16 protein-coding genes and 1 tRNA gene are annotated in these 20,152 nt (G+C 57.6%); 2 read left to right on the top strand and 15 right to left on the bottom strand.

All coding sequences use genetic code 11. The features are described 5' to 3' along the window. The first annotated feature begins 227 nt into the window (after positions 1–227). Complete coding sequence (locus AC1DK3_RS05395; RefSeq protein ID WP_477191236.1) at positions 228–1,739, top strand: lipopolysaccharide biosynthesis protein; 1,512 nt, start codon at positions 228–230, stop codon at positions 1,737–1,739. Between the two features lie 29 nt (positions 1,740–1,768). Here the strand turns inward: AC1DK3_RS05395 and AC1DK3_RS05390 are convergent, their stop codons facing one another. From AC1DK3_RS05390 to AC1DK3_RS05325, 14 genes are all read right to left on the bottom strand, one after another. After that, positions 1,769–2,365, bottom strand: a complete 597-nt coding sequence (locus AC1DK3_RS05390; RefSeq protein ID WP_477191235.1) for an acyltransferase — start codon at positions 2,363–2,365, stop codon at positions 1,769–1,771. A 483-nt stretch (positions 2,366–2,848) separates the two neighbouring features. Beyond that, positions 2,849–4,234: an O-antigen ligase family protein gene (locus tag AC1DK3_RS05385; protein ID WP_477191234.1), complete on the bottom strand. Its 1,386-nt coding sequence runs from the start codon at positions 4,232–4,234 to the stop codon at positions 2,849–2,851. 54 nt (positions 4,235–4,288) lie between these two features. After that, complete coding sequence (locus AC1DK3_RS05380) at positions 4,289–5,311, bottom strand: aldo/keto reductase (protein ID WP_477191233.1); 1,023 nt, start codon at positions 5,309–5,311, stop codon at positions 4,289–4,291. An 8-nt stretch (positions 5,312–5,319) separates the two neighbouring features. After that, a complete protein-coding gene (locus AC1DK3_RS05375) occupies positions 5,320–6,798 on the bottom strand; it encodes a GMC oxidoreductase (RefSeq protein ID WP_477191232.1) in 1,479 nt (492 codons plus the stop codon). Positions 6,799–6,807: 9 nt separating this feature from the next. Then, entirely contained in the window at positions 6,808–7,641 is an 834-nt protein-coding gene (locus AC1DK3_RS05370; RefSeq protein WP_477191231.1) for a phytanoyl-CoA dioxygenase family protein, read from the bottom strand. Further along, positions 7,635–8,873, bottom strand: coding sequence for a glycosyltransferase family 4 protein (locus tag AC1DK3_RS05365; RefSeq protein WP_477191230.1), 1,239 nt, complete (start codon positions 8,871–8,873; stop codon positions 7,635–7,637). Before AC1DK3_RS05365 ends, AC1DK3_RS05370 begins: the two co-directional genes overlap by 7 nt. Positions 8,874–9,481: 608 nt before the next feature. Continuing rightward, on the bottom strand, positions 9,482–10,687 hold the full coding sequence (locus AC1DK3_RS05360) for a hypothetical protein (RefSeq protein ID WP_477191229.1): 1,206 nt from the start codon (positions 10,685–10,687) through the stop codon (positions 9,482–9,484). Next, positions 10,687–11,079: a GtrA family protein gene (locus tag AC1DK3_RS05355; RefSeq protein WP_477191228.1), complete on the bottom strand. Its 393-nt coding sequence runs from the start codon at positions 11,077–11,079 to the stop codon at positions 10,687–10,689. The genes AC1DK3_RS05360 and AC1DK3_RS05355 overlap by 1 nt, the downstream gene beginning before the upstream one ends. Beyond that, the gene (locus tag AC1DK3_RS05350) at positions 11,076–11,777 is read right to left on the bottom strand and encodes an HAD family hydrolase (RefSeq protein WP_477191227.1); all 702 of its coding nucleotides are present in this window, start codon (positions 11,775–11,777) and stop codon (positions 11,076–11,078) included. Before AC1DK3_RS05350 ends, AC1DK3_RS05355 begins: the two co-directional genes overlap by 4 nt. Continuing rightward, positions 11,774–12,757, bottom strand: coding sequence for a UbiA family prenyltransferase (locus tag AC1DK3_RS05345; protein WP_477191226.1), 984 nt, complete (start codon positions 12,755–12,757; stop codon positions 11,774–11,776). Before AC1DK3_RS05345 ends, AC1DK3_RS05350 begins: the two co-directional genes overlap by 4 nt. 55 nt (positions 12,758–12,812) lie before the next feature. Continuing rightward, positions 12,813–14,084, bottom strand: coding sequence for an ArnT family glycosyltransferase (locus tag AC1DK3_RS05340; RefSeq protein ID WP_477191225.1), 1,272 nt, complete (start codon positions 14,082–14,084; stop codon positions 12,813–12,815). Between the two features lie 411 nt (positions 14,085–14,495). Next, positions 14,496–15,707 carry a glycosyltransferase family 2 protein gene (locus tag AC1DK3_RS05335; RefSeq protein ID WP_477191224.1) on the bottom strand — a complete coding sequence of 404 codons (1,212 nt, stop codon included), beginning with the start codon at positions 15,705–15,707 and terminating at the stop codon, positions 14,496–14,498. A 129-nt stretch (positions 15,708–15,836) separates the two neighbouring features. Continuing rightward, positions 15,837–16,589: a WecB/TagA/CpsF family glycosyltransferase gene (locus tag AC1DK3_RS05330; RefSeq protein WP_477191223.1), complete on the bottom strand. Its 753-nt coding sequence runs from the start codon at positions 16,587–16,589 to the stop codon at positions 15,837–15,839. Between the two features lie 243 nt (positions 16,590–16,832). Next, entirely contained in the window at positions 16,833–17,951 is a 1,119-nt protein-coding gene (locus tag AC1DK3_RS05325; RefSeq protein ID WP_477191222.1) for an NAD(P)/FAD-dependent oxidoreductase, read from the bottom strand. Between the two features lie 391 nt (positions 17,952–18,342). Between AC1DK3_RS05325 and AC1DK3_RS05320 the strand changes: the two genes are divergently transcribed. Continuing rightward, a complete protein-coding gene (locus tag AC1DK3_RS05320; protein WP_477191221.1) occupies positions 18,343–19,161 on the top strand; it encodes a hypothetical protein in 819 nt (272 codons plus the stop codon). An 88-nt stretch (positions 19,162–19,249) separates the two neighbouring features. Here the strand turns inward: AC1DK3_RS05320 and AC1DK3_RS05315 are convergent. After that, positions 19,250–19,324: transfer RNA gene (locus AC1DK3_RS05315), tRNA-Gln, on the bottom strand. Between the last annotated feature and the right edge of the window lie 828 nt (positions 19,325–20,152).

Raw genomic sequence — 20,152 nt, 5'->3', positions numbered from 1 at the left:
GGCTCGGGGATCTTCATGTTGGCGCTTTTTTAGTACGTCCGTGAATTTGGCGGCTGTGGACCCAAGACGAAATCCTGTCTATTCGGTGCGAAAGGTGGACGACGCGGCTCGTCGCGTTAAACCGTTCGAAGTCAGCTTGCGATACACAAGGCGTGGGGTTTTCCGTGCGAATGGTGCCAGATGCCAAGGGACCGTCTCGGGATGAAAATTAAAAGCGAGCGGATTCGTTGAGCCAAACCGACAAATATTTCCAAGATAACGAGCCGACGGAAGGCCTCGGCCGTGCCTCTCTGCACAGTGGAATGATCGTCGTTGCCGGGCGGCTGATAAGTGTCGGGTCACAAGTTGTATCGATGATCGTGCTGGCGCGCCTGCTCGATCCTCATGACTTCGGACTGACGGCAACGATTTTTGCACTTATCGGCTTCGGACCGATGCTTATAGATCTCGGGACGTCCGACGCTACCAGTCAAAAAGCCCATATTTCGCGGGCCGAAGTCAGCTATTTATTTTGGCTGAATTGCACGATTGCCGTTGTATTGTCCCTTCTTCTCATCGTCAGCGGCGGCTTCATCGCCAGGTTTTATAATGAGCCCGCACTGAGCGGCATTGCCGCTGTATCATCTCTGACGTTTATCGCGGTTGGAATATCGACCCAACATTTGGCATTGCTGCGCAGGGGGATGCAGTTCCGCAGCCTCGCCATTCTCGATATCTGCTCGAACGGCATCAGTAGCATCCTCAGCATTGCCATGGCGCTTACGGGTTGGGGATACTGGGCACTCGTCGCAAAACCTGTCACGATGGCAGTTCTGACTGTTGTCGTCGCATGGATCGCTTGCCCGTGGTTGCCGGGACGGCCACGGCAAACAAAAGAAACCGACGCCTCCGTCCGATTTGGACTGGGTGTTGCTGGCTTCACGTTAACGGACACATTCGCGCAATCGTTCGACCGGCTTGCTCTCGGCTATTTCTACGGCGTTGGCACGCTCGGATATTACCAGAACGCCTTCCTTTTCTACACCAACCTCCTCAATCTTCTCATCGGACCGCTGCACAACATCGCGGTCTCCAGTCTGAGCAAGCTCAGAGGCAACCTGGCCGAGTTCAGAAAATCGTGGACCGCTGCGCTGTCGATGGTCAGCTTTTTGTCGACTCTCGCATTCGCGGTGCTGGCCGTGACGGGGCCCGATGTCGTCACAATATTGCTTGGTGAGAAATGGGCGCCTGCGGGACCTGTGCTGTGCCTCTTCGCGGTCAGGGGTATCGCTCAGGCAGTCGAACGGACGCTCGGATGGCTGCACGTCTCAACCGGCCGGTCCGATCGCTGGATGCGGTGGGGATTGCTCAGCTCCGTATGCCAAATTGCAGCCGTCGCTATTGGCCTCCCATTCGGGCTTATGGGGGTGGCGGCGACGAGTGCAATTGCGATTTATATCCTATTCGTACCGGCATTGGCCTATGCTGGACGGCCGGCCGGAATCGGTGCGAAGGACGTACTGGCGGCCGTTGGCCCGCAAATGGCGGCCGGATTGATCGCGGTTGCTGTTGGACTTGGCGTGCGCGAAGCGTTCCTCGTTGATCTCTCCCATTGGCCGAGATTCTTGATCGCATCATCTCTCAGTCTGACGACGTATCTGGTCGTGGCGATCGCGCTCTTCAAGGTGACGCAACCCGTGTACTTGGCGCTGTCTGCCTTGCGTAATTTCGGTCCACAGCGGCTACAGGGGAATTCCTAGGCACGATTGACGCGGACAGTTTACCGGCGTCAGGAGATTGGACTTATCACTCTCGCAGGATGTCCCGCCGCGACAGAGCGTGGGGGTATGTCACGCGTCACCACACTACCCGCGGCTACGACACTGTCGGCTCCGATCGTCACGCCGCTAAGAACGATTACGCGCGCGCCGAGCCATACGTTCTCCTCAAGGATGATCGGTGCAGAGGCCGGTCGAATACCTCGTTTCGTAGGATCGATATGATGGTAGTCGTTGTCCATCATGAGCACGTCCATGCCGATTTTGCAGTCGGGCCCGATGCTGATCAGCTTGGTCGCGGAAATCGAGCATCCGTAATTCATGAATGTGCGCGCACCTATCTCCAGCTTTCCGTTGGGGTCGGTGCTCAGCTGAATTGGGACGGCGGTCGAGCTCAGACTTGCGCGCTGACCTATGATCATGCTGCCGGAGTTTCGAACGATGACGCGTCCCCATACTCTGACGCGCTCGCCGACCGAAGTGGCGTTGCGCAGGTGCCAGCGCGCCCGCAATAGCGCAAGCACGTCGTCCCCAATTTGGGCCGGTCGCCTGCCTCGCGCAAGCGTCTCCCTCACATCCGGAAGAAGACGCCCCAAAGAGGGGATCATAGGTATGTCCTTTGCTGAGGGCAGTGTACGGCCCGAGCCGCGCATTCCAGGGCAGACCGGCCGCCATTCGCACCGATATCGAGGATGGTGCAGTTCGGCCTCAAACGACGCACGTAGACGTAATCGGCTTCGTAAGTGACGCCCAAAACGTGGCGTCCGAGCAAATGTAAAATATGCGAGGACCCCGCGCATTTCGAATTTTATCCTGGACGCGTTGATCAGCACCCATCCTGATTGGTCCTTTCAGAAACGGCTCAAGAGAATCTGGCACGAAGCCTCGATCAACAACAGCAATTAATAGAAGTTTGCCTAAACCCAATTTCAGAAGACCGGATCGTCGCAATCAAGAAGCGGACGCTGGGATTTCGACGACGAAGTTTGGGGCTGCCACGGATTTAGTCAAGCGGACTTCACGGCTGAAACTGTCGCGGCCTCCGGTGCGCCCATGTGCCATATCTCGCTTTTTGGACGCCGGCTTTCGGACTATCGATTGGGGCGAAGACTTTGAGGTAGACGTCCCTTACGAAAGGCTTGGCTCCCTCGTAGTGGTTGAAGTCCAGTCGTCACGTACGAAGCCCGCTTCGCTGAGGCCGAATACCGGGTGGTCTCGGCGGCAACCAGAACAAAAAGAAACCACATCGGGTCATTCGTCGACAACCACAGGGTCTCAATCAAATTGGTGATTGTGACGTACATAGCCAGGGAAAGCAGGATCCAGGCTCGAAGCGGATCCTGCCGTCTTACGCGCTCTATTGCATATAATGTCGCCATTATAAAAATGATAAACAACCAATATCCTATAATTCCGGTTTCTATTCGAACATCGAGATAGCCGCTATGGCTACCGGTCATGTTTTTTACCCAATATGGTGCCAGAGTTACGCTGGGGGCATCATTCCCGACCAGCCAAAATGAGTGAAACCCCCACCCAAGCCAAGGCCTTTGGGCAATTTGCCAATTAATGAAATCCCATATCACGGTGCGGCCGGTCAGAGTCGAATCACCATAAATCGCGTACGAAATGCGATTTACCAAATTGCCGCTCGAAACCATTGACGCCACGACGTAGCTGGCCGGGATTGCGAGCAATACGACAAGCGCAGATATTCGCAGCTTGCCGCTGATCATGAGGGCCACTCCCGCAACACAGGGAGCGACCAGCATAAAAGCCAGCGAGCCTTTAGATTCACTCGCAAGAACCAGGAAAACGGCGCCGATCGCCACAAGGATAGCAACGTACCGTCTCCAACCCGGGAATAGGACCTCATAAAATGACAAGAGAAGCGCAGCGGAAGCGCATTGACCAAGATACTGTTTGAAGCCGAAATATCCAAAATATCCGAATATCGTTCCGCCGGCGGTCAAGACCGGCTTCTGATTCAAGACGACAATAACATTAATAAGTACCGCAAGCGCATAACACCAAAACAGGCCTCGCACCGTATCCTTTATTGGCGATCCCATAGCGAATGGCAAAATGAGCGGGGTTAGAACCATCAACTCCAGGCAGTATCTGGCAAAGGATATTTCTTGGTTGTATGCCCATGTGACGCTTGCCCCTGCGAACAGCAAAAACGCGGCGAGGCTCATGATTGGCGGCGACCAGAGGCGCGCAAAATTCAACCGTGATCGGTTGACCAATGCGAGCAGCAGGGTGATCGCGAGGAGGGCAAAAAGGAATAACCTGTTTTCCCAGTCGGCGGAGGTCACCCCTATCGAGCGCGCGGATTCGGTTGCTTTGACTGCTGGCGCCGTAAAGTATGCCATCAAAGGGCGAAATATCAGATACCAACTGAAGAGGACGAACGGTATCGCCGCAAAAAGCTTGCTCGGCAGTGACGGCGGGCTCGGGCGAGCATAGGCAACCAAGGTATTCTCTCCAGGGTGTCTTCTGTTCAGTCGATATTACAGCGCGCCGGCCACTCAATCGTAAACTGCCTCTTCTTCTTTCAATTCCCGGATGTGGCCAAGGAGTTCGGCGTGTTCCTGGTCGGTCAAGTTCGGAGAACGGAAATAGTGTTGGTTGTCGCTCAGATGCTTTTCCGTGTGCATTCCGAGTAAGGTTACGCTGACAGCGGGCGTCGCACGACAAAATTGTAGGGCAATATCGAGCAATGGACGGCCCAGGTTCTGGCTGAGCGAGCGCAGGGCCAATATTTGGCGCCACTGGGGTGTGGCGGCCTTCAGCGCGACTTCATCCAGGCCATCTTTCAAGAGCCCGCCGCCAAAGCATCCGCGGGCAATCACCCCGAGGCCCCGCGCCTCAGCGGCCGCCAGGATGCCCTGATCGAGCGCTTCGAGGTCGAGCAATCCGAAGCCGAGTTGCATAGACGAGATACCCGGAGCCGACACGCAGAACGGGGCGTCCTCGACCACTTCGGTTGCTACTCCGTAGAAGCGAAGCTTTCCCTGCCCCTTCAGCCTTTCCAGCGTTTCGAGCGCTTCGCCGAAGGCACCGGTCTGAATGAACGGCGCGCGCGGACTATGCAGCTGGTAGAGATCGACGTAGTCCGTTTGCAGGCGTTTCAGGCTCGTCTCGAGGGCCGCAGTCAAATACGCCGGCGAGAAGTCCTGCGACAGCGCTCCGGAAACAACCGAGGGCAATCTCGAGCGCTTCAATCCCAACGCATGCACGATCGGGCGCACTAAGGGTTTGACCCGTTGCAACAGCTTGCGCTGCGCCGGAAGGCAGTATCCGCCCTTCGTCGCCAGGACGACCTGCTGCCGCCGGCCGCGAAATGCTTTCCCGATCAGGGCTTCGCTTTCACCCTGCGCGTACATGTCGGCGGTATCGTAGAATGTGATGCCAGAATCTAGAGACTTCTGGAGAACGTTCAGCGCTTCCTTGCCACCGTTCTTATTTGCGAAAAACCCGCCTATCCGCGATCCGCCAAAGCCGATCTCGGAAACTTTCAAACCGGTTTTGCCGAATTCATTGATCTTCATGAGATGAATCAGGCGTGCTTCAGATCGCGAGCGAGGCGCGTCGCCGCCCGCGCCGCAATCGCCATCACTGTCAGGGTTGGGTTCTTTTCAGCGGCAGTCGTGAAGCAAGCAGCATCGCAGACGAGCACGTTCGGCGCGCGATAAACGCGATTCCAGCCATCCACCACGCCATACTCCGGCTTTGCATGCATGCGCGCCGTCCCGCCATAGTGAGCGACGGTTCCCGGGTACAAGGTCGGTACGATCTCTCCGATCTTTGCACGGCAACCTGCATCCTCCAACACGTCGATGAGGTGCTGGCGAGCACGTACGACATTGTCCACTTCCGCATCGCTGTAGCGAATGCAAACATCGAGGACGGGAAGTCCGAATTCATCCTTCTTCGTTGCCGAAGGCTTCGCGACGCACGCCTCCGTGGGGATCATCGTCCCAATCATCTGCACGCCGACCGTCGTTCCCGCCTGACCGAAGCGGCTTCGAACGCGATCGCTGATATTCGCCGCTCCGAGCGTCCACGAGGTTGCCATGAGTGGGGGAGAGGTCTCGTAAGGCAGGCGCGTCATGTAGGCGGCGGGAGAGAGGAGCTTGCGGGGACGCTCCATCTCGAACGCCCACCATTCACGAGGGTGATCGTGCAGGAAGCGCCCGAGCAATCCCTCCGAGTTTCCGAGGCCTTCCGGGAAGTCCTTGGAAACCGAGTTGTGCAGAAGTTTGGCCGTTCCCAGAGGACCACACGCAACGATCACGGCTTCCGCTTCAATGCGTTTCGTCTCGCCCGACTGACGGTCGTGATAAAGCAGCCCGTCGACCTTCCCCTTTTCCGGAGACCACTCAAGCGACAAGGCGTAGGCGCTGGTCACGAAGCGGAAATTGGACGACTTCAGCAAAGGGGAGACAATGTTGGTGAAGCTATTGAAGGCCGTGCCCCGGCGGACGAGCATCGTCGGCGGGCCGTCAGCTAGAGGATAGATGGTGAAGCCCTGGCCATGGCGGTTCGCCGCCCTCTCCACGACTTCCCAATCCTCCGGGATGCGGCGGTCATAAGCAGCATAGCCGCCGGGCAGCTGGGGCTTATCGCGGCGATCGGCCGTGATTTCGAGAAATCGCTCTACCTTTTCATAATAGGGCGCGAGATCCGCGTACGAGATGGGCCACCGATACCGTTCGTGCAGCCTCTCGCCTTCGGTGAAATCCTCCGGCGCAAAGCGCGGCACTGCGCCGGTCCAGCAATTGGAGAGCCCTCCCGGTGCGAGCTTCGCATAGCACACGGTTTGCGGATCACCCGACACCGAATGGCCGCCCTCCTCCTGCAACGGGGGCGTTCGACGGTAAAGATTCTTACCGCCCGAGCGCACGAGCAGACCAGGCTCAAAGCGCGCGCCGGCCTCCAGCATTGTCACGGAGATGCCGGCTTCCACGAGCTCGCGGGCGGCAGCCGCGCCCGCCGGACCGCTGCCGACGATCACGACTTGTCGTTCATCCTGCATGGCTGTTGCTTAGTACTCTTTGTCCACGAGAGAACGGGCAAAGCGCAGCGCAGAATAGGTAACGGGCACCTTCACGAACAACTCCTCGCGAAGCCGTCCTGCTTTGGTCGGCTTGAACCAGTTCGGGAGGAATTTGATCTTCCCGCCCTCGGCTGCAAACGGGTCAGCGAGGTTGTTGCCGCCGTCCTCCCACGTCATGGCAAGCATCGGACGCGGGGCCGAAGTATGATTTGCCGTTCCTCGATGCCAGACGTTTGAGCTGCGGACCAGAACATCCCCCCGCTTCAGCGGAACGCGCACGGCATTGCGAGCGACGCGCTCAAAGACGAACTGCGTGTATTTATAGAAGCGCTTGTGCGTCCCTGGGATTGCCTCCATCGCGCCATTCTCGATCGTCGAGTCGACGACGGCAACATTGGCGATCATGAAGTCGCGCGTGAACGGACGGTCGAGGTGATAATGCTGCGTGTGGCTGCCGGGCAGATTGAAGTTGCACCCGACATTCGGCATGCGGACAACGCGGGGATCCAGTTCCTTGATCAGGTCGATGATGCCCTTGTCTTGCAGCGTGTCGTAGACGAACCGCGCAGCTTGACCCGGGAAGCAGTTGAGATGACCGCTTTTCAAACCGCCGCCCGAAAATAACGCGCCTGACTTCGATTGCGCCTCGAATTCCTGCTCGAGAGATTTGTGCAGTTCAGCCAATCGCTCCGGCGAGACGACATTGCGAATGACAAAGTAGCCATCGCGATCGAACGCCTGCTTCAGATCTTCTTTTTCAGCCGCGGTAAGAGGACTGGCTTTTTCACTTGCCGTAGGCGCACCTTCGTCAACTGTCAGCATCGTGGACCTCCATCAACTCCCAATGAATTCGGAATGTTTCGCCGCGCTTCACCTCTGGATGCAGCGACGAGATTTTCGTAGCGCGTCGCCACTTCGCGACACTGCTGGCGCGGCGCGAAACGGAGACGGATCGTTTGGCGGGCGTTCACGCCCAATCGCCGGCGGAGTTCGGGATCGCCCATCAGCGTCGCAATTGCCTTCGCGACGGCCTCGGCAGAGCCCTCCTCCACAAGCATCCCGTCCACGCCATGCGTGATGATTTCGGGAACGCCGCCTGTGCCGCAGGCTATGACCGGTTTTTGCATCGCCATTGCCTCGGCGATCGCGAGCCCGAAGGGCTCCCCATAGGACGGATGTACGAACAGATCGAACTCACGAAGAAACGGCCGGACATCCTTTTGAAATCCGCCGAAATGCAAGCGATCGGCGATGCCGCCCTCGCGCGCCTTCCTTTCGAATTCCGCCCGGACCTCAGGCACGTCGGAGCCAAGGATCATGATATGCAGATCGGGATGGGTCTCTCGCAACAGCGATACCGCGCCGATAAGTTCAAGCTGTCCCTTCCAGGGGTTCATCCGCGCCGCAATTCCCAGGAGCGGTGCATACTCAGGAATGCCAAACTGCTTGCGAATCCCCTGGGGGCTTTCAGGACATCTTTGGGGATCGAAGTGATCGGTATCAACCGCATTATAGATCGTATGGATCTTATTCAGATCCAATCCCATATCACTCAGTCCATTGCGTATGTAATCCGAGATGGCGAATATCGCGGTGGCATTGCGCATTCCCCAAAGCGTCGGGCCGATGTGATAATCGCCAAGGTGCGAATGCATGTGCACGACCGACGCGACCCTGGTCACGCGCCCGAGCAAGCTCGCGTAGCTGGCATCCCTTGGCCGGTCTGTGGCATGAATGATTTGTATGCGGTTGCGCTTGATGAACGCGGCAGCCTTCGCTAACGACGCAGCGCTCGGTCCGTAGGCAAGCGCTTTGCCTAGTATGCCTCTGCTCGCCAGCGCCTCGGCGGGCTTCCCCAGCGGCAGGAACGCACTCGATACATTCGGCATTCCAGCGAAGCGAACCCGCATCTCCTCTGCATCGGCCGCTTCACTGTTCGACAGAACAAAGACCTCAGCTTCGTCCGGAGCGAAGTTGGCCATGAGCATCAGATGCACAGCAACGTCCGCACCGCACTGATCGCGAGTATTCAAGAACAGTACACGGATTGGCATATGCAGAGTCCGGCCGATCGATGAGCTAGGTTATTCCTATAATACGTTTACTTGACATTCTCTCATCGGGACGACGGTCTGTCTTGCGACTTCTCATCCCTCCCGAGGATTGCAATCGGCCGACCCGTCGTCGTCGCCTCAATTGCGTTTTCTGATGGAGGTCAAATCTCGTGCCTATTTTTCAGATGGCGGTGTCGTCAGGTCCGCAAAATTGCCAATCCAGAAGGCATCCGGCCGCCAAGTCCGATTCAGCGAGGCGTTCGCGAGCCCAGTCGATGATTTAACGTCCACTGAACGAACGGGAATTCCCGCGCCTTATTCCCTCCAAACGCTTTTGCGGATTTCCGCTCCTCATCGGCTGTTAGCAACAAAAGATTGATGAATTGACTGTAAGCCGGATCTACCCTGCCAAAGCGCCCTTTCTTTCTGGAAAGTTAATTGCCCAATGGATGATCCTTGGCATGTAATTCCAGTCCTTTAATGGCTGGATCGGGGCGCCGAGGGCCAATTTCGGCGGGCGGCAGATGGCTTGATCGCGACTGGCGCGGGCGCTTGCGGCGTGGTGAATAGCGGGCAGATATGCCATGCCTACAAACTGAGCCGGCGCGTTACGGCTCGACGTAGCGCCATAGTCCCGTGGCCCACATCGAGCCGACGAAGATGTTGTGCGTGCCGTCGGATGTTACCGCAACGCTGTTGGGTCCCCAGACAAGACCCGCGGGAAGCGCCGTTTCTTTGGTCCAGGTGCCTGGATCCCCGGGCTGCGGTGCAGTTTGCAGTTTTGGACCTCCCTCATTCAATCCGCAGCTTGCGCACGCCCATCCCCACATGGCGTAGACCGTCTTTGCCGATCCCCAGACGACCGCGACATCACCATCGCTAACGCGCGTCCAGTTGGCGCCGAGATCGACGCTGCGATGGAGGCCATAGCCGGTGGATGGCCGCCAACCACCGATGAAGAGCGTTCGGCCCGTCTGGTAGATCTGTGTGCCGCCATGCGGATGCGTCAAGCCCTCGATGCCCTTGGGCTCCGTCCAGGTCGCGCCGCCGTCATGGGTCATGACGGCCGAGCCGCTGCCTTGCGGAATTGCGAACCAGGTCTTGCGTGTCGTTTGGGCGTCGCCCGTCTCGACGAAGTACGGGAACCACGATACGCCACCGCTCGGCCATCCGGCGCCCACCACAAATTTCCAGGTTTCTCCGCCATCGGTTGATTCTGCCAACCGGTCCGCTTCGTGGAAACCTGTGATGAGATGTGTCGGATCGTGCGGATCGACGACGATCGAATACAAGCTCGCCTCGTATTTTACCGGCAGCAATCCCGTGAGCCGAAATGTCAGGCCCCCGTCAGTCGACTTGAATACCTTCTGATCGCCATAGACGTTCGCCACCCAGAGGGTCGCGGGACTAGTGCCCGCTATCGCCAGCACATGGCCGAGCGCCAGAGACGGCGGGATGGGCCGGCTCGGAAGCTGGGCCCAGGTCTTGCCGTAGTCCGTCGATTTCCAGATCGATCCATAGCCGCCGACGTAAAGATCGGTAGGCCGCGCAGGATCAACGACAATGTTGCCGACGCCGAAGCCATCCACGCCTTTGAACAGCGATGCCGGCATTTCCGGCGAAGTCACATTTTCCCAGACGCCGCGCGCGGTCTGCGACTTCCCCTGACACGCGGTGACCACAAAACAAATGAACAGAATTGCCAGTCCCTGGTTCAGGCGAGCAAATCGGGAATTGGCCATTTGGCTTTTAAACAAGCTGATCAATATCCCGTGCTTCGACTGAACGTAGTTCTCGATCGTCACCAGAGCCATCACGGCGCCGGGCCAAGGTCTCGAGGTGGAGCCCTGAAGACCCAAAGCAGATTGATAAAAAAATTGACGACGAACGCGGTGCCTATGCCGATCACCTTAGAGAGCATCGGGGCGATACCGATCAGCGTGGCGCAGATCAGCGTAACGGAGACGTTGATGGAAAGTCCGGCGGCTGCGCCGACCAAAAACTGCAGCAGCCGGCCTCGGCTTGTGGCTTGCTCGAAGACGAACCGGCTTGTCAGGTGATAATTGACGAACGCGGCGATGAGCCAGCTGAGGCTCGCCGCAATTGCGATCGTAAGGCCTGCATTCAGCAGAACGTGAAATCCGGAAACGTCGACGATGGCTGCAGCCCCGCCGGTTCCGATATAGCGGACAAATTTGGAGATCATCCCGGCGACCGATCGAACAGAGGTGCGAACAGCGCATCAGAGTACGTCGGGAAGTGGAGCCAGCCATCGAGCGGCCGAGCTGAACGGATGAGCGCCGTCGCTCCGGCCCTGCGTGCCGCTGCGCCGTCTCTCTCGATCCGATCCCCGATGAGAATCGTCTCGGCGGGGTTTGCTCCAGCCGCTTTCATCAGCACTTCGAGGCCCCGCGGATGTGGTTTAAGGATTCCGACATTGGCATCGCCCGCAGCAACCACGTAGTCGGCTGCAAGTCCCATCGCACTCAGCTTATCGAGTGCAGGATAGTCTGAGAAGATGCCGATTGTCTTCCCCCTGAATTTCAATGTCGAGAACAGCTCGACAATGTTCGGATAGCGACAGGCGCGTATGTGCGCGAGGGGGCGCTTCTCCATCCACTCGGCGACAATTGTGCAGACAATCGCCGGATCGACCCCATTCGCCTCTGCCGTACGAGCGATCAATACGCCTTCGAAGCCGTCGATCTCATCATCGCCGGCGCTCTCACGAAGCCGGCGATACGTGCGAAGGACGCGCAATGCGGTCAGGCTGCGCGTCTCAACCGCGTTGCCCGCGATCTCGCGCAACATGCGCAGGCGCATGGCCTTCTGGTCGTACAAAGTTCCATCAACGTCGAAGACGACAAGCCTGATCCCGTTCCAATCGATCTTCGCATCGGTCATTGGAGCGTGATGTAGCGCTGCTCGGCGAGCGTTTCCAGGAACGGTATGTTGACAAAGCTCGTGAAGAGAAATGTTGCAATCAACGCTAACACGATCAGGATGAGCCCGGACTCGCGGAAAAGCTTTTCGGGCTTTTGAGCTGACGATCCCGGGAGCGTCGACATCGAGAAATAGGTTGTGAAGAGCAGCACGACTATCGGAATGATGAGCACGAATTCGATGCGGTACTTCACCAGGAATACCGTCAGAAAGAAGACCGAGAACAACGAATAGGCGAAGCAAGAGGCAGTCAGCGACACTTCGGTATACTGAGCGAAGCTGGCGCGGTAGCGCACCAGGAGATCGAGCCCTTTGAACGCAACGATTTCGCGATATTCGGAAAGGCGTTTGGCGGCCATGAGGAAGGCACCGCCGAACCAATACGACAGGATGATCGATCCCGGAGGCAGCGACGTCGGATCGATGATCGCCCAACCGATCACGAGGCGGATCGGATTGTTGATCGATTCCGAGATCACGTCGAGATAGGCTTTGTCTTTGCTTCGCAATGGATTGACGTTGTAGACGATGCCCTGGGCCGCAAAGAGAAAAGCGACAATGAACATGAGTTCGCTCGACAGCGCCGCGCACGTGAGACCGGCGGCGACGAGGAGACCCCATTCGGCCGCGACGATCGGACCGCTCATGACCTTTTGCACGGCCGAACGCTGCGACTTGTCAGGGTGGTGCTTGTCGAAATCGCGATCAAGCCATTCGTTGATGACGTAGTTGGCCGAGGCGATGCAGATCGCCGTCGCGAAGCCGAGCACCAGGGACAGGAGAAGATGGTCAGTCCGGACACCGCGAAGAAGGTACGCGAGAATGATGCCGGGAATGATGAAGATGTGTTTGGTACTATGATCGAGGCGCGCGATCGCAAGGTATTCCATGAAACCCGCCCGTTGCGGCGCTTCGACCGGTGAGCTTTCCGACAAAACCATGGGTTAAAATCATTCCTTTCGCGCGCCGCTGAAGCCAATGACTGCCGCCCTCACGTCAGGCCACTGCCTCCGACGATTTCGGTGCGAGGGTGACCGTCCCTCGCCGGCCTAACAGAGTATCGATGCCGAATGCAGCCATGATCGTCAGCAGAGGCAGTATCGGCACTGAATAGCGTCCCAGAGGTATCAAGAGCGCGACGAACACGTTCATGAGGACGATTGGAACCCAGAGAAGCCAGGCTGGCCGCCCCTCCTCGTGGGACCTCCGCCAGCCAATGAACGCAAGTACCCAACCGATAACGGCCAGAACGCCCGGCACCAACGAATTCGGCAAGGATGTCATCTCGTACCAGAATGTGAAAAGTCCGACAAAGATCTTGCGGGCCGTGTCGAGCGGCTGCTCGACAATCATCTGCTTGGCGACACGCTTGTTGTTCTCTTCGTCGACAACCTCGTCGGCTTCCCAGGTGGTGCCCGCGTCGCGGGCGATTTTCTGGAACCACGCGTTCGACTCGTTTTCGGCGTCGGTGAACGGCGGCTTTTGCAGCGTGGCGAACTCCATCCGCGTGAAGATGTAACCGCGCAGGAAGGAGTCGCTGGATCCCGGCGTCAGGAGCACAAACTTGCCGGCCGTGACTTGATAGTTTCGATATGTCCAGGGGGCCAGAATGAGCGCCATCGTCACAAAGATGGCGCCCACTGCTACGACTTCCTTTATCGACCGCCGCTTGAGGGCGAATACGAAGCTAATAATGCCGAAGACGGCTACGAGAGGCAGAATGACCCCCTTCGTCAGCGTCCCGATCATGCCGACCGCACCAAGCAGGATACCGTTGACCACCGTCGGATGTTCGTGAAATCGAACGGATAGCCAGACCGTCAGCACGCAGAGGAACGTCAACATCGTTTCCATGTGCAGGTCTGCGACGTAGCGCAACAGCATAGGGTGAAGCGCGCAAATAAGCCCGGCCAGCAATCCTGTTCGCGCGTTGTAGAGATGCTTGCCGAGCGAAAACACGAGCAAACAGGTGCTCACGTGCAGGAGACACTGCAGGAGCACGACCGTGAAATCGCTGCCGCCAAGCCGATAGACCATGGCGATCGCTTCCGGGTAGAGCGATGCAGCCCGGCGAGTCAAATTCGTGAAACCATGCTCGACAAATCCGCGCGCGATTTCGCCGTACATATACGGGTCGCCAGGGTTTGCGACAAAGCTTTGAAGGCGAAAAACGCCGAAGACCATCGACAGCGACGTGACCAGCGCGACGATAGCAATGATCAATGGGTAATTGGCATACAAGGGCCGGGCGTTCGTCGTGGCAGTCATATTGATCTCCGTGCCGCGACGGCGCGTATTACGCCGGATGTCCAATACGTTTCCGGATCCCAAGACATCGCCAACTTAGGCTCCCTTTGTAACAACCATGAAACGCAGGTTAAGCGGGGCATTCATGGGCAATGCCCGCGATGGCTCTCCACTTTGCGGCTCGGCGATTCAATAGGCCATGCGCCAAGGCATCGCCCCAGTAAAAGTGCAAAAACCTAAATAAACGTTCCGATGCAAACGCAATGAGCCTATTGCCGAAAAGTAGGTCGGTATCAACGCGAAAAAGACTGATGGAAATCACCGGCGTAAATCATTTACTTTTAGCGATGAGACATGCAGCCCCGCGTGTATAGGCAATCGGCGCAATAACGCCGCTTAAGGTGAGCCCCCCATAACCCGACGAGGGCTTCGTCAGCTCCTATCTGTTCTCACCCACGTCGTGGCGCGGCTACCGCCAAGAATGCGGATGTAGTGATGCAGTTTCGAGTAGACGTAGGGAACGATCGACAGCAGGGATCTGGGCGGCAGCGCATCGCGGCCGTAGCGGAACCAGGCAATCACTATGCTCAGTGTCAGCGCCGCAACAGCTGTGGAACTGATGTAAAAAGGAACGGCTGATTGGCCCAGTGCGGCTGCCGATCCTGTGATCACCACGACCGCCGCCAACAACAGAGCGAGAAGGAAAATGGGCGGCACGGCCAAGTCCAGCGCCATCGCCATCAGACGCCAATCGCGTTTGGAAAAAGCCGAAGACAGAACACGCGGAACGGTTGAGAAAATCAGCTCTCGGTGGCCCTGCTCCCAACGCTGCTGTTGTGTGTTGCGTCCATGTGACGACGAAGCAAAGTGGCTTGTCACGGTCGCCGATGGGCAGAACAGCGGCAAGTGCCCCCTGATCGCGAGGTCGAGCCCAAGCTTCAGATCCTCGGTCAGCGCGCCGGTTGCGAGATTGGCCGAGTTCAAGGCGCTCCACGGAAATGCCATTCCTGTACCGACCAGCTGACACGGGAGACCGAGGTTCGCGAGACCAAGTGGACGCACCCAGTTCTTCAAGCGCCACGTGAATTCCGATACTTGTTCATTCACGGATGAACCATCCGGGGCTTTCATCAGATAGAGTGCTTGAATTGGCCGGCCGGTCGTGACTGCACGTTCGGCCAGAATTTCGACGACGCCCTTTTCCAGACGACAGTCCGCATCGACTATAATTACGACATCAGGGGCGGCCCCCGAGAGATGCCGAAGTCCAAAGTCAAGCGCGTGACCTTTTCCGCGGTTTTCGTCATCTCGACGTTCGATGACTTCCGCTCCTGCCGAACGAGCGACCTCCGCCGTATCGTCCGAACAATTATCTGCGACCACCAGCAGGCGATTACGCGGGCAGATCTGAGCCAAAATGTCAGTTAATGTCGGGAGGATACTTGTTCCCTCATTGTGAGCGGGAACGAGCACGGCCAGAGAGGGGCTGATGGAATTGGGTTTACGGCCGGAGTTTCTTCTCGGAATTGCGGCCAGAACTTCGATCAGAAGAACAAGAACGGGAATGCTCACGAGCAACGCAATCGCGCCCAGGGCTCCCGAAACCAACGCATTGGCGGCAACAGACATTTCGGGGAAAACCATCAAGCGTTATTTATTCACGAGGCCATTAGCCAACGCACCCCTCACACCTCGTTAAATACCGCGAAAAAGTGCGAAAGCCGACTTCAGTGTACATATTATTTGCAAAGAGCCTAGAGCAACATTTCGTAATCATGAGCGAAATCGCGGATTCATCATTTGCGCCACGACCAGGCCGAATATTTTTGGGCTTTTAACCAGGTACCGCTTCGCGAGGCGCTTGGGGTCCGATAACAGCCGATGCAGCCATTCCAGACCCGAATGCTGAACCCAGCGCGGGGCCCTCTGCTGCTTTCCGGTGAGAAAGTCGATCGAAGCACCGATGCAGAGAGCCACTCCCCTCGCATCAGGATTCTTAAAGAGCTGGTAGGCCAAAATCTCCTGTTGCGGCGATCCAATGGCTAACAACGTGATGTCCGCGCCGGCACCCAATATGAACGCGATGCACTTCTCCACCTCGGTATCGGAGGCGATGAAGCCCATCGGCGGCGTGTACGAGGCAATTTCTAGGCCCGGAAAACGACGGCCGAGGATGGCGCAGTCCGAAGCGCTCGGCCCGACAATTGCGATTTTCCGTCCAAGCTCGGATGCTCGCGCTAAAAGACCGGCGGTTAGATCGCTGCCCGTTACGACATCGAGCTTCGCCCCGCACAATCTGGCCAATTTCCCGAGCACGCGGCTATCGCAATAAACTCGCCATGCCGCAGCGTATTTGGCCCTTAGTTCTTCTCCCTGCTCATGAATTTCGACGACATGCTGCACATTGGGGGTAACGACATATATGAACGGCGTTCCATTGGCGCCCAATATTTCATCGATTGCTGTCTCGGTCGTACCACCGTCGAATTGGAGACCGAGAAAAGCCGCTCTGTTGGGCGCCGCCATACGTCTCCCCCACCGACGAATTGGTTATTTCTTCGCCTTTTCCGGGCAGATTCACAAGTGGAAGATGGCTTTAAAATTGGCGACTTGCGCGACAGGTTAATTGGCATCCGATCCCGGGCAAAGCCCGCTCGACATGAGGCTGCTGCAATCGAAGCGGCGTTCACGGAACAAATGCCGGGCGCCACGATGTCTTTTTGAGATTTTATAGAGCGATCGCGAATTTGGGCGCAAAGCGAAAAGTTTTCAATTCAGTAGGCGCTGTACATACGCGGCAATCGCCAGCGACGACGTGAGCCCGGGGCTTTCGATGCCGTATAGTCCCACGAAGCCCGGAATGCCGTGTTGCTGTTCGCCGTGAATCGCAAAGTCGGCGGGCGGCATGCCATTCGAATAAATCTTCGGACGGATTCCCGTATAGGCGGGGACGAGCGCGCCTTCGGGGAGCGCCGGCCAATACCGCTTGATCTCTTTCGCGAAAATCTCGCGCCGCGCCTCCACGTCGACAAACGCGTAATCGATGTCGTCCTGCCAAAAGATGTCGGGCCCAAATCTAGCGCCGCCCGATATATCGAGCGTCAAATGGATGCCGAGGGCATCGGGCGTCGGCATCGGATAAATGAGGTGCTTGAAGCGCGCCCGCGCCGACAGTGCGAAGTAATGGCCTTTCGCCGGATAGAGGCTCGGCACCACGTATTCGGACTTTGCGGGCTGGATCATTCGTCCGACGCGCGTTGCGCTCAAACCGGCGGCGTTGATGAGGCGAGCACAGGAGAGTTCGGAGGCCTCGCCCACCGATAGGATCGACAGCTGGAATTCGCCCTCGGTCGTCCGCTTTACGCCGACGACTTCGGAGTTGAAGGCGATTTGGCCGCCAGCATCGAGAAGCCGGGCTTCGAGCGCCGCCATCAATAGGTGGCTATCGATGACCCCGGTCGACGGCGACAAGGTCGCGGCGACGCACCGAATATCAGGTTCGAGGCTCCGGACTTCTGTTGCCGTCAAACGGGTGAGATCGTGGACACCGTTGCGTGCCGCCTTTTCCTCGATGACTGCGAGCTGCGCTATCTCCGCTTCGCTCGTTGCGACGAGAAGCTTGCCGCAACGGTTGACCGGCACCTTGTAGTCTTCGGCGAATGCGTAGAGGCGTTCGCGGCCCTCGACGCAGAGCTTGGCTCGCAGCGACCCTTCCGGATAATAAATTCCAGCGTGGATCACCTCGGAATTTCTCGAAGACGTCTCGGTGCCGAATGTGTGGTGCCGCTCGAGGACAAGAACGTCCTGTCCGAGGCTCGCGAGTTGGGCTGCGATGGCGAGACCGACGACGCCGGCTCCGATGACCACCGTTTCGACTTCGACTGGCATTTTAGGAATGCCTCTCCCCGCTTGTTCCGAGCTGCCGCCGGATCGTGGATGGATTTGCCCGGGAACACAAACGGCATTCGCGACTATCGTGAAGGCGAAGATTCAAACACATAAACCAACGCTCAGGCGGGTCTGCTCCATCGCTTCCTGCTCATGCTCGCATTCGCTCCATCCGCTTCATGCTCGTGCTCGTGCTCGCATTCGCTCGCCGGGCAATCTTCGCCAAGCGCACAACACGACGAGCTTGCGCAGGCTCTTCTCGAGGCCAACTTCAGTCAACAGGTTTGACGTTCAAAAACTTGAGTTGACCGTATCGATGAATTAGAAAAACGGCATCGACTATTCACAGGTCGGACCGCACTCCACACTCACTGCACGAGAATTGTGAAACATGAAAATGCACGACGCCGACCTGATCCTTTTTCACGGCATGAAGCGCAGCGGCAATCACGCGGTGCTCAATTGGATGACGGACAACGTCCGCGGGATCAGGCACTTCAACAACGTGTTTCCGCTTCGGGTTGAGTTAGAACAGCCCGGTTTTTTCGAGTTCCCCGTGGCCCTTGGAGATGTCCTTCGCGAGCAGAAGCGGTGGTCCGACGTCTTTGCGAAAGCGCCGGCGCACACGATTTGCAGCATCGAAGACTGGGACTTCGGCCGAAATTACTTTTCCGGTGCGGAGCGCACGCTCAACATTTTATTGCTGCGGTCGGCTGAAAACCTGTTCTCGAGCCGGATCCATAAGGCATTCAAGATGCGCATGGCTGCTTATCCTCGCGAGTTCGACCACGTGATGCGCCGGGCCATGAACGTATGGGTCAATCACGTCGAAGCATTGCTCGAAAATAGTGGTGAGCCTGATTTCGTCTTGATCGTGTTCGATGATTGGGTGACGAAGCCACCGTATCGCCGGGCCATCGCCAGCCGGCTAGGCTTCAAAGCAGTCGCGCAGCCGAGAGCTTCGCGCGCCAAGGCCGGAGGCGGAAGCTCCTTCGACGGTCACGCCCAGGTCGCCGGAACGGACCCAAGCTCGCTCTTGCAGCGCAGTCAGCGGTTGAGCCCTGCGGAGCGCGATTTGCTTGAGCAAGTTCTGGCTGACGCGGCGATCGTCGAAGCCCAGTGCAAGTTGCGTGCATTTCGCCAGAGCGAAGAGCGCCGTAAAGAAACGTCAAGCAAAGCAGGTCGCTCACATGCCGGCGAGCCCGGATGACGGCGACGCCGAAGTTGTAAGGGCTTGTTATCGGGGACTTGAGGCGCTGATCGATCGCCGCCGCGCCGTCGCTCCGACGCATTGAAAATGGCTGGGATGCCAGGATTCGAACCTGGGAATGGAGGAATCAAAATCCTCTGCCTTACCACTTGGCGACATCCCAACGCGGAGACGGGGCGATAGCAGTGTTTAAGCCGGGTATCAAGGTGCACTTGCGGGCGGCGATTTGATGCACAACGGCCCAGCAAAGCGATCTGGCGCCCGACTTGTTGCTCAATTGTCCTTCACCGCAGCTAGACGCAGAATCGCAGGCCGCTAAAGCGGCGCAGTGGGGCCTATGGCATCTCCACGGGCTCGGGCTGCGCCGGAGTTTTGGGCGCTGGTGGCCGCGAACCTTGCCCATCATTCAAGATGATTATTTTTCCACGCGAGCAGTGTCGTCGTGTTCCAAGACGATGAGGTCATTCCAGTTCTTCAACAGGCGCACGAGGACGTCCAAGCTCCCTTGAAAGCTTCCGGTCATGGGTTCCGTTTTGGAGACAAGCTCGATGCCCTCACTCGCTCGTGTGCGCGATGGAGGAAGGATATTCGCCCGTGCCTGAGGATGCGGAGGATCAACCAGATGCCGAACCAGAGAACTTGAACCCGCTCAGCAGTTCGAAATCGACAACTTGAGCAATACGATCGAACAGTCCATCTTCGCCTTGAGCTTTCATACTTCCACCCGCCGACGCCTCGCCCATTCACAAAAAGGATCTGTGATGAACTTGCAGGCAGCGCTTATAATTTTCGCAAATGCCCGCGAGCGAATGACGTCGAGCAACTCCGCGGCGCGGCTCCCAACATAACTCAGGCCGGCAGTGAAATCCGTGCACCTTTTGGATGAGTGGTTGTGTCGTTTGCAACTTCACCGATCCGATCGCGCGAGCCGCGCCGGCGAATGGAGAACGATACGTTAAACAGCGGCCATCGTTAGCTTTAAAGTGAAGTG

The sequence above is a fragment of the Hyphomicrobium sp. 01T421 genome, from assembly GCF_056398805.1.
The sequence above is the reverse complement of the archived record's forward strand: the minus strand, read 5'-3'. Positions and strand labels throughout refer to the sequence as shown.

Excerpts from the sequence above, each read along its gene's own strand:
- AC1DK3_RS05350 (WP_477191227.1), bottom strand. The coding sequence starts at position 11,777 with ATGACCGATGCGAAGATCGATTGGAACGGGATCAGGCTTGTCGTCTTC.
- AC1DK3_RS05320 (WP_477191221.1), top strand. The coding sequence starts at position 18,343 with ATGAAAATGCACGACGCCGACCTGATCCTTTTTCACGGCATGAAGCGC.
- AC1DK3_RS05365 (WP_477191230.1), bottom strand. The coding sequence starts at position 8,873 with ATGCCAATCCGTGTACTGTTCTTGAATACTCGCGATCAGTGCGGTGCG.
- AC1DK3_RS05375 (WP_477191232.1), bottom strand. The coding sequence starts at position 6,798 with ATGCAGGATGAACGACAAGTCGTGATCGTCGGCAGCGGTCCGGCGGGC.
- AC1DK3_RS05340 (WP_477191225.1), bottom strand. The coding sequence starts at position 14,084 with ATGACTGCCACGACGAACGCCCGGCCCTTGTATGCCAATTACCCATTG.
- AC1DK3_RS05370 (WP_477191231.1), bottom strand. The coding sequence starts at position 7,641 with ATGCTGACAGTTGACGAAGGTGCGCCTACGGCAAGTGAAAAAGCCAGT.
- AC1DK3_RS05355 (WP_477191228.1), bottom strand. The coding sequence starts at position 11,079 with ATGATCTCCAAATTTGTCCGCTATATCGGAACCGGCGGGGCTGCAGCC.
- AC1DK3_RS05360 (WP_477191229.1), bottom strand. The coding sequence starts at position 10,687 with ATGGCTCTGGTGACGATCGAGAACTACGTTCAGTCGAAGCACGGGATA.
- AC1DK3_RS05345 (WP_477191226.1), bottom strand. The coding sequence starts at position 12,757 with ATGGTTTTGTCGGAAAGCTCACCGGTCGAAGCGCCGCAACGGGCGGGT.
- AC1DK3_RS05325 (WP_477191222.1), bottom strand. The coding sequence starts at position 17,951 with ATGCCAGTCGAAGTCGAAACGGTGGTCATCGGAGCCGGCGTCGTCGGT.
- AC1DK3_RS05330 (WP_477191223.1), bottom strand. The coding sequence starts at position 16,589 with ATGGCGGCGCCCAACAGAGCGGCTTTTCTCGGTCTCCAATTCGACGGT.
- AC1DK3_RS05390 (WP_477191235.1), bottom strand. The coding sequence starts at position 2,365 with ATGATCCCCTCTTTGGGGCGTCTTCTTCCGGATGTGAGGGAGACGCTT.
- AC1DK3_RS05380 (WP_477191233.1), bottom strand. The coding sequence starts at position 5,311 with ATGAAGATCAATGAATTCGGCAAAACCGGTTTGAAAGTTTCCGAGATC.
- AC1DK3_RS05335 (WP_477191224.1), bottom strand. The coding sequence starts at position 15,707 with ATGGTTTTCCCCGAAATGTCTGTTGCCGCCAATGCGTTGGTTTCGGGA.